The organism is Rhodococcus jostii NBRC 16295 (assembly GCF_001894825.1).
In the GTDB taxonomy this organism is placed as follows: Bacteria; Actinomycetota; Actinomycetes; order Mycobacteriales; family Mycobacteriaceae; genus Rhodococcus_F; species Rhodococcus_F jostii.
This window is the reverse complement of the sequence record NZ_BCWY01000077.1, coordinates 1-14,555: the sequence shown is the minus strand read 5'-3', so window position 1 is coordinate 14,555 and position 14,555 is coordinate 1. Positions and strand designations below refer to the sequence as shown.

Annotated in this window: 10 protein-coding genes; all 10 read left to right on the top strand. The window is 66.3% G+C overall.

Features of this window, described 5'->3' with window-relative positions:
• Nucleotides 1-517 precede the first annotated feature (517 nt).
• Entirely contained in the window at nucleotides 518-2,101 is a 1,584-nt protein-coding gene (gene dnaA / locus RJ1_RS34165; protein ID WP_073366884.1) for a chromosomal replication initiator protein DnaA, read from the top strand.
• Nucleotides 2,102-2,750: 649 nt separating this feature from the next.
• Nucleotides 2,751-3,935 (top strand): DNA polymerase III subunit beta, encoded by a 1,185-nt coding sequence (gene dnaN, locus RJ1_RS34160; protein WP_005249107.1) that lies wholly within the window; start codon nucleotides 2,751-2,753, stop codon nucleotides 3,933-3,935.
• Nucleotides 3,936-3,990: 55 nt separating this feature from the next.
• Nucleotides 3,991-4,908: a phosphogluconate dehydrogenase (NAD(+)-dependent, decarboxylating) gene (gene gnd, locus RJ1_RS34155; RefSeq protein ID WP_305793901.1), complete on the top strand. Its 918-nt coding sequence runs from the start codon at nucleotides 3,991-3,993 to the stop codon at nucleotides 4,906-4,908.
• Nucleotides 4,909-6,141, top strand: a complete 1,233-nt coding sequence (gene recF / locus RJ1_RS34150) for a DNA replication/repair protein RecF (RefSeq protein WP_073366883.1) — start codon at nucleotides 4,909-4,911, stop codon at nucleotides 6,139-6,141.
• Nucleotides 6,131-6,694, top strand: a complete 564-nt coding sequence (locus RJ1_RS34145; RefSeq protein ID WP_073366882.1) for a DUF721 family protein — start codon at nucleotides 6,131-6,133, stop codon at nucleotides 6,692-6,694. The genes recF and RJ1_RS34145 overlap by 11 nt, the downstream gene beginning before the upstream one ends.
• Nucleotides 6,695-6,820: 126 nt before the next feature.
• Entirely contained in the window at nucleotides 6,821-7,735 is a 915-nt protein-coding gene (locus RJ1_RS34140; RefSeq protein WP_073366881.1) for a metal-dependent hydrolase, read from the top strand.
• Nucleotides 7,732-8,850 carry a PDR/VanB family oxidoreductase gene (locus RJ1_RS34135; protein WP_073366880.1) on the top strand — a complete coding sequence of 373 codons (1,119 nt, stop codon included), beginning with the start codon at nucleotides 7,732-7,734 and terminating at the stop codon, nucleotides 8,848-8,850. The genes RJ1_RS34140 and RJ1_RS34135 overlap by 4 nt, the downstream gene beginning before the upstream one ends.
• A 43-nt stretch (nucleotides 8,851-8,893) precedes the next feature.
• On the top strand, nucleotides 8,894-9,832 hold the full coding sequence (locus RJ1_RS34130; protein ID WP_073366879.1) for an alpha/beta fold hydrolase: 939 nt from the start codon (nucleotides 8,894-8,896) through the stop codon (nucleotides 9,830-9,832).
• A gap of 197 nt (nucleotides 9,833-10,029) precedes the next feature.
• The gene (gene gyrB, locus RJ1_RS34125; protein ID WP_073366878.1) at nucleotides 10,030-12,072 is read left to right on the top strand and encodes a DNA topoisomerase (ATP-hydrolyzing) subunit B; all 2,043 of its coding nucleotides are present in this window, start codon (nucleotides 10,030-10,032) and stop codon (nucleotides 12,070-12,072) included.
• Between the two features lie 425 nt (nucleotides 12,073-12,497).
• Nucleotides 12,498-14,555: sensor histidine kinase (locus tag RJ1_RS34120; RefSeq protein ID WP_073366877.1), on the top strand; the 2,058-nt coding region annotated here is incomplete at its 3' end.

The following is a 14,555-nucleotide window of genomic DNA, read 5'->3' as shown; positions in this document are numbered from 1 at the left end:
ACACGCCGAGGATCGACAAATGCTTGCACCCCAACTTCCAATGTGCCAAACCGCTGTGAGGTTGCCGACACTGTTGCTAGCGTCTATGCATGGTCTCGCCGATGAACCCTGATCGAGTGCCCAGCTCTCGACTTCACCGTTCTCATCTGCACATTCACCACAATTCATCCACAGGGCACAGATGGTGTGCCGCTTCGGATCGCCACGAGGGTTGTTGACGCCCTTCATCTCCCGGGTCCTTGAACCCACTCATCCAGGTTTCGCATGCATAAGCGCAGGTCAGCGCGCCCAATCTGGACTTCCCACCACGCGCAGGCGTCTCGACGGGAGACGTCTGCGCTTTGTCCACATCTGTGGATAATTGTGTGGAAACACAGTTCAGATGGCATATTCGTAGGTCCGTACGGGGTCCATCCTCAGGTCGGGGAAGCTCCCAATTCCACCTCGACGACGGCACCGACATCTCGACTCGGCACCGCCGGCGCCGAGTCCGCGAAACACACTGGGGAGGAACCACGTGAACGACGATCCGAATGCGCTCGCACGGATCTGGATCGACGTCGTCGCAGACCTCACATCCGATTCGCCCGGCGGCGATCTGCCGCCGTTGACGAGGGGACAGAAGGCGTGGTTGGCGCTCGTCAAACCGCTGACACTCGCACAGGGCTTCGCGCTCCTGTCCGTTCCGTCGCCGTTCGCCCAGGAGGCGATCGAGCGGGATCTCCGTGAGCCGATCCTCCATGCGCTCGGCCGTCATCTCGGTGAGCAGGTGGAAGGCCTCGGTGTGCGCATCGCGGCCCCGGTCGACGACGAACCCGAGTCCGAGTCTCCGAGCCGGGAGCACCGCCCCGAGCCGGAACCGATCCACACCCCTCGCCACCTCGAGCCTTCCGTCACCAGTTCGGGTTCGTTCCGCCGGCGCCGTTTCAGCTCCGAAGATCAGCCGTACTCCGACACGACGGACTTCGAGGAGGTCGACGACGACCGCGAGGCCCTGGCCAGCGTCCACGAATCCTGGCCGTCCTACTTCACGAAGCCGCCCGCAGGCCCGGCACCGTCGGCGACGGGTGGTAACAGCCTCAACGCGAAGTACACGTTCGACACGTTCGTGATCGGCTCGTCCAATCGGTTCGCCCACGCCGCTGCCGTCGCCATCGCCGAAGCACCGGCGCGCGCATACAACCCCCTGTTCATTTGGGGAGCGTCGGGGCTCGGCAAGACGCACCTCCTGCACGCCGCCGGCCACTACGCCCAGCGGCTGTTCCCCGGCATGCGAGTGAAATACGTCTCCACCGAGGAATTCACCAACGACTTCATCAACAGCCTCCGGGACGACCGCAAGGTGGCGTTCAAGCGCCGCTACCGCGAGACCGACGTGCTGCTGGTGGACGACATCCAGTTCATCGAGGGCAAGGAAGGTATCCAGGAGGAGTTCTTCCACACCTTCAACACCCTGCACAATGCGAACAAGCAGATCGTCGTGTCGTCCGACCGGCCGCCGAAGCAACTGGCGACACTCGAGGAACGCCTGCGGACCAGGTTCGAATGGGGCCTGATCACCGACGTTCAGCCTCCCGAACTCGAGACCCGCATCGCGATCCTCAGCAAGAAGGCCCGAATGGACCGGCTCGAGGTGCCCGACGACGTCCTCGAGTTGATCGCCTCTCGGATCGAACGCAACATCCGGGAACTCGAGGGTGCGCTCATTCGTGTGACGGCGTTCGCCTCCCTGAACAGGCAACCGCTGGACCTCACCCTCGCCGAGGTGGTGTTGCGTGACCTGATGCCGGACTCGTCGAGTCTCGAGATCAATGCCGCGACCATCATGGCGGTCACCGCGGAGTACTTCAACATGTCCATCGACGACCTGTGCGGCCCCGGCAAGGCGCGCCCGCTGGCGTCCGCCCGGCAGATTTCCATGTACCTGTGCCGGGAGCTCACCGATCTGTCCCTGCCGAAGATCGGGCAGACGTTCGGCCGAGACCACACGACCGTCATGTACGCGGACAAGAAGATTCGCAAAGAGATGACGGAACGGCGGAAGGTCTACGACCAGGTCCAGGAGCTCACCGCCCGGATCAAGCAGCGTTCCAAGAGGTAGCCACCGACCCCTGCCCCTCCTGTGCCCCTGGTAGCTCGCCTACCGGGGGCACAGGTCGTTTCGGGGGAGCCACCGTCCCGCGAGTAACTCGAGGGGCTCCTCGAGCCGGTCCTCGAGGGTGCGCTCGAGCGGGTCCTCGAGGTACTGCTCGAGGGTCTACTCGAGGCTCGGACGAACGGCCGCCAACGCGACACACCGGTGCAACACGCCGACGCCAGGACCTGGGATAAAGCATGCACACCTGTGGATAAGTGTGGGGATGAGGTGGAATCCCTGTGGACAGAACGTGTAGAACTTTGAACAACCTCGAGTAGTCCACATGGGTGCCGGATTGGTCCTCGAGTTTGTCCTCGAGAATTCCCCATACGGCGAGGCGGACCGACCAGGGTCTACAGCCCTTCGTCCACAGATTCCACAGGACCTAATAGTACTTCTCATTAATTCTTATAGAAAACTCTTTGAAAACAGGGTTGGGGATCGCGTCGGTTCACAGGCCTCCGTCGGAGACTCGAGGACGGGACCGTTCCGCTTTCAAGTTCGTCCTCGAGGGCATACGGTTATGCATCGCCGCTCTGTGAAAGACTGCAGTGCTGTGGTCACGGCTCGACCGTGGCGTTCAACCGTGCCTACCGAGAGGAACAACCCGGCGATGGAGCTTGGAAGCCTGAAGTTTCGTGTCTCCCGGGAAGAATTCGCTGATTCAGTGGCATGGGTCGCTCGCAGTCTGCCGTCGCGGCCTCCCGTCCCCGTTCTCGGCGGTGTTCTCCTGGACGCGACCGAGCAAGGGTTGACGGTTTCCGGATTCGACTACGAGGTATCGGCCCAGGTCAGGGTCGCGGCCGAGGTCGGTAGTGCCGGTCAGGTCCTGGTCTCCGGCAAGCTGCTCGCCGACATCACGAAGTCGCTCCCCAACAAGCCGGTCGACGTGACTCTCGAAGGCACCCGCGTCCTGATCACCTGCGGAAGCGCCAAGTTCTCGCTGCCCACGATGCCGGTCGAGGACTATCCCCAGCTTCCGCAGTTGCCGCAGCAGACCGGCTCGATTCCCGCCGACGTGTTCTCCGAGGCGATCAGCCAGGTGGCCGTCGCGGCAGGCAAGGACGACACTCTCCCGATGCTCACCGGTATCCGGGTCGAGATCGAGCGCAACGCTATCGTCCTCGCGGCCACCGACCGGTTCCGTCTCGCAGTGCGCGAACTCGAGTGGTCGCCGGCGAACCCCGACACCACCGCTGCCGTCCTCATCCCGGCGAAGACGCTCTCCGAGTCCGCGAAAACGCTTGCAGGAGATGCCACTTCGCCGGTCGAGCTGGCTCTCGGTTCGGGTTCCGCGGTGGGCAACGACGGCCTCCTCGGCATCGTCAACGACGGCCGCCGCACCACCACCCGCCTGCTGGACGCCGAGTTCCCGAAGTTCCGGCAGCTGCTGCCGTCCGAGCACACGGCGCTGGCCACGGTGGAGATCGCTCCCCTCGTCGAGGCCATCAAGCGTGTGGCCCTCGTCGCCGAGCGCGGCGCGCAGGTCCGACTGCAGTTCTCCACCGAGGGGCTTCTCCTCTCCGCCGGCGGCGACGACGCGGGCCGCGCTGAGGAAGGCTTGAACGCGGTCTTCCAGGGTGAGCCGCTCACCATCGCCTTCAACCCCGGCTACCTGATCGACGGACTGTCTTCGCTGCACAGCGAGCAGGTGCTGTTCGGTTTCACGACTCCCAGCCGCCCCGCGGTGCTGCGTCCCGCCACCGAGGACGAGATCGAACCCGACGATTCCGGCAACTTCGCGGCACCGGAGAGCGCGTACACGTACCTGCTGATGCCGGTGCGCCTGCCGGGCTGAGTATTCGCGGAAGCGAAACCAGTACTGCCGAAAGAAATCTCACGAGTGGACGGAGATCACGATGCAGATCGGGTTGGTCGGGCTCGGAAAAATGGGATTCAACATGCGCGAGCGGTTGCGCGCGCACGGGCACGAGGTGGTCGGCTACGACCCTCGGCCGGAGGTCACGGATGTGGCGTCCCTGACGGAACTCGCGCAGCGACTCGAGTCCCCTCGGGTCGTGTGGGTGATGGTTCCGGCGGGAAAGATCACCCATGACACGGTGACCGAGCTGTCCACGGTGCTCGAGACCGGCGACCTGGTGATCGACGGCGGCAACTCGAGATACACCGACGACAAGATTCACGGCGAACTGCTGGGTTCGCGCGGCATCGGCTACCTCGACTGCGGTGTGTCCGGCGGTGTCTGGGGACTCGAGAACGGCTACGGGCTGATGGTCGGTGGGTCGGACGCGGACGTCGAACGGGCGCTGCCGATCTTCGACGCTCTGCGGCCCGAGGGTGAACGTGCGGACGGATTCGCCCACGCAGGCCCGATCGGCGCCGGCCACTACGCCAAGATGATCCACAACGGCATCGAGTACGGGCTGATGCAGGCGTACGCCGAGGGCTACGAGCTGCTCGAGGCCGAGGACCTCGTCACCGACGTGCACGCCGTGCTGCGCGCGTGGTCCAAGGGCACGGTGGTCCGGTCGTGGCTGCTGGATCTGCTCGTCAAGGCGTTGGGTGAAGACCCCGATTTCGCCGAGATCTCCGGGTACACAGACGATTCCGGTGAGGGCCGCTGGACGGTGCTGGAAGCGATCGACCACGCCGTGCCCGCACCGGTGATCTCCGCCGCGCTGTTCGCGCGGTTCGCGTCCCGGCAGGACGACTCCCCCGCGATGAAGGCCGTCTCGGCGCTGCGCAACCAGTTCGGTGGTCACGCCGTGAAGAAGGCAGCCGGCGAGGTAGAAGCCGGTTCTGGAACGTAGGTGTTCGTTCGCGCACTCTCGCTCAGAGATTTTCGTTCCTGGGACGCGCTCGGTCTCGAGCTGCGCCCGGGATGCACCGTCTTCGTCGGACCCAACGGCCACGGCAAGACGAACGTGCTCGAGGCACTCGGCTACCTGTCCACCCTGTCGTCGCATCGGGTGAGTTCGGACGCCCCGCTGATCAGGTCGGGCACCGGTCAGGCGTTCGCAGGGGCCACCGTCGTCAACACCGGCCGGGAACTGACCGTCGATCTCGAGTTGAACGAGGGCAAGTCGAACCGTGCGCGGATCAACCAGTCGCCCACCCGGCGGCCGCGGGAGATCCTGGGGATTCTGCAGACGGTGCTGTTCGCGCCGGAGGATCTGTCGCTCGTCCGCGGTGATCCCGGTGACCGCCGGCGTTACCTCGACGAACTCCTCACCTCCCGTATCCCGCGGATGGCGGCGGTCCGCGCCGATTACGACCGGGTGCTGCGGCAGCGGTCGGCGCTGCTCAAGACTGCGGGCGGTGCGTTGCGCCGGACCTCGCGCGGCGGCGGTCGACCGAGCGAGGACGGCGCGAGTGCCCTTGCCACACTGGAAGTCTGGGACGGTCACCTCGCCGCGCACGGGGCGCAGCTGCTCGCCGGACGATTGGACCTCGTTCACGATCTGGCCCCGCACCTGGCGGAGTCGTACCAGTCGCTGGCACCCGAGTCGCGGCCGGCGAGCATCCGCTACCGCTCGAGTCTCGGTTCCTCGCTGCCCCCGGAATTCACCGAACCGGCGCGGGTTCCGGAGGCGGGCGACATCGCGTTCCTCGAGGAGCGGTTCCTCCACGAGTTGTCCGTGATGCGGTCCAAGGAGATCGAGCGGGGCGTGTGCCTCGTCGGACCGCATCGCGACGACCTCGAACTGCAACTCGGCGACACCCCGGCGAAGGGGTTCGCGAGTCACGGGGAGTCGTGGTCGTTCGCGCTGTCGTTGCGGTTGGCGGGATTCGCGCTGCTGCGTTCGGACGGCAGCGATCCGGTTCTCATGCTGGACGACGTGTTCGCCGAACTCGACCGTCGCCGCCGCCGGGCGCTCGCGAAGGTCGCGTTGGACGCCGAACAGGTGCTGATCACGGCGGCCGTGCCGGAAGATGTTCCGGAGGAACTCGACGCCGTCCGATTCGGTGTGGAGGCCCACGACACCGATCGAGGACGGATCTCACGCATCGTGGAAGAGACGGAGGACCGCCGTGACGGATGATTCAGAACCCACCGCACCCGCGGGCACACCCGAACCCGAAGTGAAGGGGATCGACCTCGCCCGTCGTGCCCTCGAGGAGGCGCGCGCCGCCGCGAAGGCGAGCGGAAAGTCCGTCGGGCAGGGCCGCCGGTCCGGCACCGGCGTCCGGGCGCTGCGTGCCCGGCGTCGTCGGGGATGGTCCGGTCCCGGCCCCGACGACCGTGATCCCCAGCCGTTCGGCGCGCTGACGAGCGCGCTCGCGAAACAGCGGGGCTGGTCTCCCAAGGTGTCGGAGGGCACGGTCCTGGGTCGGTGGGTGCAGGTGGTCGGCGAGGACATCGCCGCGCACGCCGAACCGACCGGGCTGCGGGACGGGATTCTGAGCGTCTCAGCGGAGTCGACGGCCTGGGCGACGCAGCTTCGGATGATGCAGTCGCAGATTCTCGCGAAGATCGCCGCGGCGGTCGGTAACGGCGTGGTGAAGTCGTTGCGGATCACCGGTCCGACCGCTCCGAGCTGGCGAAAAGGGGAACGGCACATCCGTGGGCGCGGCCCCCGGGACACCTACGGGTAAGCCGGAGCGGTCGTTCGGTTCCTAGTTTTGTCTATTACTCGGTGTTACAGTTACTCCAAGTTGTTCGAGTGAACTGTGCCACAGGCCTTCGTCGTGGCGCAGCGGCCGGCACGAAGGAGTAATGAGATGTCCGCCCCCACTGCACCCCGGAACCGGAATGCGATCCCCGAGCCCGATCACATCCTGTTGCAGGCCAGGAACGTCGAGTTCGACTGGTCGAACCTGCCGATGCACTGGATCCCGGGCGACCCGTTCAGCACGCACGTCCTCAACGTCCTGCACCTTCTCCTGCCCGCGGGCGAGGAGTGGTTCGTCGAGACGTTCAAGGAGGCCCTGCCGCTGATCGAGGACGAGCAGCTCCGCGACGACGTCGTCGGCTTCATCGGCCAGGAGGCGATGCACTCCAACGCCCATACCGGTGTGCTGGTGCATCTGAAGGAGAAGGGTCTCGACCCGACGCCCTTCACCGAGCAGATGGGATGGACGTTCTCCAAGATCCTCGGACCGCGACCGCTGACCGGCCTGCGGGAGAAGAACTACCTGATCGAGCGGCTTGCGGTCATCGCCGCGATCGAGCACATCACCGCGTTCCTCGGCGACTGGGTACTCAACGCCGACGGCCTCGACCGGGCCGGGATGCATCCGACGATGCTCGACCTGCTGCGCTGGCACGGCGCCGAGGAGGTGGAACACCGGTCCGTCGCCTACGACGTCATGCGGTACTTCGACAAGCGCGAGTCCCGGCGGATCCGCACCCAGGTGATCGTGACCCCGGTCATCGTGTGGCTGTGGGTGCGCGGCACCCGGTTCCTCATGCGGAACGATCCCGAGCTCGCCCAATGGTCGGCGCATCGGCGCAAGCCGCATCTGACCGACTTCTTCGCGGCCGGAAAACGCGGCACCCTGCCGACCGCCCGCGAGCTCGCGAAGCGGATGTCCACGTATTTCACGCGCTCATACCACCCGAGCAACGAGGGCTCGACGGCGCAGGCCGTGAAGTACCTGGCGTCCTCGCCGGCGGCCCAGGCGGCGGAGCGGTGAATCTGTCGCAGGTGCGGGAGGTGCTCACCGGGCAGGGACTGCCCCGCTACGACGCTCCCCCGGACATCAAGGGGCGGCCGCGCCCGGATCGTGCGATGCGCATCACCGAGGCCGTCGCCGCCAAGTATCTCCGGGTTCTCACCGCGTACGACTACGACCCCGTCGTCGCCGGGCACAACCCCGACATAGCGATGAGAATGGTTGTCTCCCAACGCGACGTCGTCGCATTGGACGAGAACGTCGTGCAGCTGCGATTCGAGGCGGAGGACGGAGCGGAACTGCCTGCGTGGCAGCCGGGTTCGCACCTCGACTTCCACCTGCCGTCGGGGCTGCGACGGCAGTACTCCCTCTGCGGCGACCCGTCCGATCGCACGGGCTACAGCGTCGCCGTGCGGCGCATCCCGGACGGCGGCGGCGGATCCCTCGAGATGCACGCCCTCGAGCCGGGAACGCCGGTGACGGTTCGCGGCCCCCGCAACGGATTTCCGTTCGTGGGCGAGGGGAGTGCCCTCTTCGTCGCCGGCGGCATCGGCATCACCCCGATTCTGGCGATGGTCCGGGCAGCCCGCGAACTCGGGATGGACTGGCAGTTCGTGTACTCCGGCCGGTCCCGGGAGTTGATGCCGTTCCTCGACGAGATCGAAACATTCGATGCGTCACGGGTTTTCATCCGGCCCGACGACGAGTTCGGACTCCCGACCGCCGACGAGTTGCTGGAGCGTGCCGTGGCGGGCGGCGCCGTCTACTGCTGCGGTCCGACGCCGATGCTCGAGTCGGTACGCAGCGGATTCCCCGGAAGCCCAGCCACCGCATTGCATTTCGAACGATTCGGGGCGCCGCCGGTTCTCGGCGGCACCGAGTTCGAGGTGCAGCTCGTGAGCACGGGGGAGGTGCTCACCGTGCCCGCTGACGAATCCGCCCTGACGGCGATCCGGAAGACGATGCCCGGAGTGGGGTATTCGTGCCAACAGGGTTTCTGCGGTACCTGCCGGGTGAAGGTGCTGTCCGGCACCCCGGATCACCGCGAGACGCGGCTCACCGACGCCGAGCAGGAGAACGAGATGCTGATCTGCGTGTCCCGCGCCGACAGCGGCCGTCTCGTGCTCGACCTGTAGTTCCCCTCGATTCCCGAACCCGACCGACGACCAGAGGACACCCATGACTCCATCCACATCCGGTACCGCCCGGCGGATCACCAACGGTTCCGTCGATCTCGCCGTATTCGAGGAAGGCAACCCTGCCGGGGAGACGATCGTGCTGGTGCACGGCTGGCCCGACACCCACGACCTGTGGAGCCGGGTGGTGCCGTTCCTGACGGAGCGGTTCCGGGTGGTCAGCTACGACAGTCGCGGCGCGGGCCGGAGCACGGTCCCGGTGCGGGTGGAGGATTACCGACTGTCCGAGCTGGCGAGCGACCTGTTCGCGGTGATCGACGCCGTGAGCCCGGGTGAACCGGTGCACGTGCTCGCCCACGACTGGGGGTCGGTGGAGGCGTGGGAGGCGGTCTGCGAGCCGGGGGCCCGCACACGCATCGCGTCGTTCACCTCGGTCTCCGGGCCCAACCTCGATCATCTCGGCAAGTGGATGCGCCGTCGTTTCGCGGACCGCAGCTTCGGTGGGCCCCTCGTCCAGGCCGTGGCGTCGGGGTACACCGTTCTCTTCCAGATCCCCGGCCTCGCGACGCTGCCGCTCCGGCTGTGGTTCTCCCGGCACTGGCCGGCGTTCCTGAAGTTCTTCGACCGCCTCGACCCGTCGCTGGTGCGCCCGGCGCCGACGCTGGCGGACGACATGGTCAACGGTCTCAAGCTGTACCGTGCCAACATCCGGACGAGTCTGCGGAGGCCACGCGAGCGCTACACCGACGTCCCCGTGCAGCTGATCCTGAACAAGAAGGACAAAGCGGTGCGGTCCGTCGGGTACGAGGACACCGAGAAGTGGGCGCCCGACCTGCGGCGTCGCGAGGTCGACGCCGGGCACTGGTCGCCGATTTCCCATGCCGAGGACATCGCGCAACTCGCGGCGGAGTTCGTGCTGGACATCGAGGACCGGCGGGTGGCAGATCTCTCCGACGGCCCGTCCGAGAGCGCCTCAGCCTAGGTTTTCACTCCCGAGACGCCCTGAAAATTCGTCTACGGGGCGCTCAGGGGTGTCATAGCCCGCTCCTGGCGCTGACGTACCAGTAAGATGGCCGAGGTAACTAGCGGCAAGATTCCCGATTCTCGTCTCCCGCGTGCCCGACCAGGGCGGTGGGCGCCTGCGTCGGGCATTGGACGGAGAAGGAGAGCTACCCACCCGTGGCTGCCCAGAAGTCAGACAAAAGCACCTCCAGCAAGGACTACGGCGCTTCTTCCATCACCGTCCTCGAGGGACTCGAAGCCGTTCGTAAGCGACCGGGTATGTACATCGGTTCCACCGGTGAACGCGGCCTCCACCACCTGATCTGGGAAGTCGTCGACAACTCCGTCGACGAGGCCATGGCCGGCTACGCCAGTAAGGTCGAGATCACGCTTCTCGAAGACGGTGGCGTCCGGGTCGTCGACGACGGTCGAGGCATCCCCGTCGGCATGCACGCCTCCGGTGTCCCCACCGTCGAGGTCGTCCTCACCCAGCTGCACGCCGGCGGCAAGTTCGACTCCGACTCCTACGCAGTCTCCGGCGGTCTGCACGGCGTCGGCATTTCCGTCGTCAATGCGCTGTCCACAAGGCTGGACGTCGACATCAAGCGCGACGGCTTCCGCTGGACCCAGACCTACACCGACTCCAAGCCGGGTGAACTCGTCAAGGGTGAGCCCACCAAGGAAACGGGAACGACGGTCACTTTCTGGGCCGATCCGAACATCTTCGAGACGACGGTCTACAGCTTCGAGACGGTCGCGCGCCGCCTCCAGGAGATGGCCTTCCTCAACAAGGGCCTCACGATCACCCTCACCGACGAACGCGTCAGCGACGCCGAGGTCACCGAAGAGGTCGTCAGCCAGGTCGCGGACGCTCCGAAAACCGCCGAGGACGAGTCCGCCGAGGCGGAGGCGCCGGCCGTGCACAAGGTGAAGACCCGCGTCTACCACTACCCGGGCGGCCTCGAGGACTACGTGCGGCACATCAACCGCACGAAGCAGCCGATCCACAACTCGGTCGTCGGTTTCACCGCGAAGGGAACCGGCCACGAACTCGAGATCGCGATGCAGTGGAACTCCGGCTACTCGGAGTCGGTCCACACGTTCGCGAACACCATCAACACCCACGAGGGCGGCACCCACGAAGAGGGCTTCCGTTCCGCTCTGACGGCGACGGTAAACAAGTACGCGCTGGACAAGAAACTACTCAAGGAGAAGGACCCGAAGCTCACCGGTGACGACATCCGTGAGGGTCTCGCCGCGATCCTCTCGGTGAAGGTTGGTGAACCGCAGTTCGAGGGTCAGACGAAGACGAAGCTCGGCAACACCGAGGTCCGGTCGTTCGTCCAGAAGGCGAGCAATGAGCATCTGTCGCACTGGTTCGAGGCGAACCCGGCCGACGCGAAGACCATCGTGAACAAGGCGGTGTCGTCGGCGCAGGCCCGCGTCGCCGCCCGCAAGGCCCGCGAACTGGTGCGCCGCAAGAGCGCCACGGACCTCGGCGGTCTGCCGGGCAAGCTCGCCGACTGCCGGTCCAACGACCCGAGCAAGTCCGAGATCTACATCGTGGAGGGCGACTCCGCAGGCGGCTCCGCCAAGTCCGGCCGCGACTCGATGTACCAGGCGATCCTGCCGCTGCGCGGAAAGATCATCAACGTCGAGAAGGCACGCATCGACCGTGTGCTCAAGAACACGGAAGTGCAGTCGATCATCACGGCGTTCGGCACGGGCATCCACGACGAATTCGACATCGCGAAGCTGCGGTACCACAAGATCGTGCTGATGGCCGACGCCGACGTCGACGGCCAGCACATCGCAACGCTGCTGCTCACGCTGCTGTTCCGGTTCATGCGGCCGCTCGTCGAGCACGGGCACGTCTACCTCGCGCAGCCGCCGCTGTACAAGCTGAAGTGGCAGCGCAGCGACCCGGACTTCGCGTACTCCGATCGCGAGCGCGACGCCCTGGTCAAGGCCGGCCTCGAGTCGGGCAAGAAGATCAACAAGGACGATGGCATCCAGCGTTACAAAGGTCTCGGCGAGATGAACGCCAAGGAACTGTGGGAGACCACGATGGATCCGTCGGTGCGCGTCCTGCGTCTGGTGACGCTCGACGACGCCGCCGCGGCCGACGAGCTGTTCAGCGTCCTCATGGGTGAGGACGTGGAGGCTCGGCGAAGCTTCATCACCCGCAACGCCAAGGACGTCCGCTTCCTGGACGTCTAGGTATCGGGCACAAGAGATTACGGATTCGTGCAGCCACCGGTGGTCGGAAGACTCCGGTGGCTGCAGCCGTCCTCGGCGGATGTCCGGGTCCGGGAGCGCACGAATCCGTCCTCGACTGTGAACGGCGATTCTGTGTAGCCTGGTCCGCTGATCGACCCCCCGGCGGCGACGTATGGGATCAGTGGTGCGCATGTTACTCGAAAGTAAGGATCGGGGAATTTCTGTGGTAAGAACGTTCCCCATGGGGATGTGATGAACTCGTTACATTCGGAAAACGGTGCGTCGGGCAGCGCTGCTCGCAGCGCAACTGATCGATCACTTTCCTCTGTCGACGCGTGTCGTCCCGGCCAGTACGTCTGCCGTGCCGTGGGCGTGGTCACGAGCACAGATCGGCGAGCTATGACTGGTTGGAAAGGAAGCGTGGGATGAGCGACGATTCGCCGCCCCGGGCAAAGTTCTGGGATATCGAGGGTTGGGGCCTGCGGTGGAAGGTCACCGCGGTTCTCGCAGTTCCCGTCACCGTCGCCATGGTGCTCGGCGGGCTCCGTGTGCAGGGCGAGCTGAGCAACGCCGTCCACTTCACCGAGGCGGCCGATCAGATCGTCGTCGTCCCGGACATCGTGGCCCTCGAGGCCTCGATGGGTACCGTGACCAGTGGTTACGCCTCGGGAACCCTCACCAAGCAGGACCGCGAGGACGCGGAATCCCTGATGAACGACGTGTCCGAACAGGCCCGGAACCCCGAGCTGGATCCCGCCGTCGCGAGTTCCATCAACCAGACCGTCTCGGACGGCCGCGCCCTCCTGAACCTGATGGATTCCCCGGGCGTCGCCACCGACCTGCTCGCGGAACGTCAGCGCGCGTTCGCCGCGGACTTCATCCGCGAAGTGGACGACATCGTGCGGCCCATCGAGGACAGCGAGGTCGTCGACAAGGGCTACCAGCTGACCAATGCGTGGCAGGCGCAGCGTCGTCTGTTCGAACAGGCCATGGGCCTCGTGATCGTGAAGGACGTCTACGCCGGGCCCGACGGCAGGGAGAAGGCCCGCACGGGCGACATTCCCACGTCGGCCGTCGTCGCGGCCGCCGGCGCCGAGTCGAGCCTCCTCGACGTCCTCGACCGGTACTACCCGAAGGGCGATTCGCGTCTCGAGACGCTGAGAAACAACATCGCCGACCGCAACGCGCTCATCGACCGGGGCCTCGCGGACGCGTCGCGCGGCGGGGTGCTGCCGATTCTGCAGCTGCGTTCCTCGCTCATCGCGAGCCGTGACGTCTACCAGGAACTGACCAGCGAGGCGGCGAACGACATCGCGTCCACCGTGCAGGTCCGCGCGGCCGAGACCCGGTCCGCCGCGTTGCGTGACACGGCGATCGTCCTCGGAACGCTGCTCGCCGCGCTCGTTCTCGCGCTCCTCGTGTCCCGTTCGCTGATCGGTCCGATCCGTCGCCTGCGGTACGGCGCGCTGAAGGCCGCCCGCCGCGACCTGCCGGACGCCATCGAGCAGATCAAGGCCAGTGACGATCCGCGGGCACTGTCGTTCGAGCCGGTGGCCGTGCACTCCTCCGAGGAGATCGGCCAGCTCGCCCGCGCCGTGGACGACATCCACGGGCAGGCGCTCAAGCTCGCCGGTGAGCAGGCGCAACTCCGCCTGCAGATCAACGACATGTTCGAAACGCTCGCGCGGCGAAGCAAGTCGCTCGTCGACCAGCAGCTCGGCCTGATCGAGAACCTCGAGTTCGAGGAGAAGGACCCGAAGCGTCTCGAGAGCCTGTTCCGCCTCGACCACCTGGCTGCGCGTATGCGGCGGAACGGTGAGAACCTGCTGATTCTGGCCGGCACCCGCGTGCGCCGGTCGCAGGCCGCGCCGATTCCGCTCGGCGACGTGCTGCGTGCGGCGATCTCCGAGGTCGAGGACTACCAGCGCGTGCAGATGGGCGCGACCCCCGAGGGTGCGCTCAGCGGCACCGTCGTCACCGACGTCGTACACCTGCTCGCTGAACTCGTCGACAACTCGCTGCGCGCCTCGCCGCCCGACACGGTGGTGACGTTCAGCTTCGCCCGCGCAGTGGACGGAGGAGTGCTGCTCGAGATCGCGGACCGTGGCATCGGCATCCCGGCCGACGACATGCGCGCCGTCAACGAGCGCCTGGCTTCGGGTGGTGAGGTCGGTCCCGAGACCGCGCGCCACATGGGTCTGTTCGTCGTGAGCCGGCTCGCGAAGCGGCACGGTCTGACCGTGCGCCTCCGGTCGACGTTCGACACCGCACGGAACCCGGGTGTGACCGTCAGCATCCACATCCCGAATGCGCTGATCGTCTCGCAGGCCGCCCGTCAGGACACGGGACCGCAGCGGAGGATCCCCGCGGCCCCGGTCCGGACCGCCATCCCGGCGCCCGCGGCCCCCGCACCGCGGAAGGACAACGGACAGCAGCCGGCGACCCGCAACGGGCTGCCGACCCGCACCCCGTCCACACCGCCC

Excerpts from the sequence above, each read along its gene's own strand:
- dnaN (WP_005249107.1), top strand. The coding sequence starts at position 2,751 with ATGGAGCTTGGAAGCCTGAAGTTTCGTGTCTCCCGGGAAGAATTCGCT.
- RJ1_RS34130 (WP_073366879.1), top strand. The coding sequence starts at position 8,894 with ATGACTCCATCCACATCCGGTACCGCCCGGCGGATCACCAACGGTTCC.
- RJ1_RS34140 (WP_073366881.1), top strand. The coding sequence starts at position 6,821 with ATGTCCGCCCCCACTGCACCCCGGAACCGGAATGCGATCCCCGAGCCC.